This is a genomic window from Psychroserpens luteolus (assembly GCF_021032705.1).
Classification (GTDB): Bacteria; Bacteroidota; Bacteroidia; order Flavobacteriales; family Flavobacteriaceae; genus Psychroserpens; species Psychroserpens luteolus.
Window position 1 is genome coordinate 1 of record NZ_JAHVXI010000052.1, and the last position, 317, is coordinate 317.

Annotated in this window: 1 protein-coding gene; it reads right to left on the reverse strand. The window is 62.8% G+C overall.

Annotated features, from left to right (window positions below; genetic code table 11):
- Nucleotides 1–42: 42 nt before the first annotated feature.
- Nucleotides 43–317 (reverse strand): hypothetical protein (locus tag KWG70_RS17800; protein WP_230937386.1); only part of this gene is annotated, 275 nt, incomplete at its 5' end.

Genomic DNA, 317 nt, shown 5'->3' on the forward strand with positions numbered 1-317 from the left:
AAAAGGATTTGAAGACAATTTTTCGACGAAAAATTGCACCCCCTAGCGAAGGCCTACGCAATCAAGGTCCCACCAGAGTTCGCGATAAACAAGGGTGCCTGTCATCTCGGGCGTGTAAGACGGCAGCCGCACCACTTGTAGCGCGCGTTCGGGGATGCGCAGGGACGGGCGGCGGATGCCATACGCGCCGGATGGCGCGCACCCGCGCGGCCCGTAGAAGGCAGGATTGCCTTCGAGCAACAGGATCGGGGCGGTGGTGCGACCCGCCTCCTGAATGGCATGCGCGACAAGCGCCGTTCCCACGCCCTTGCGCTGCG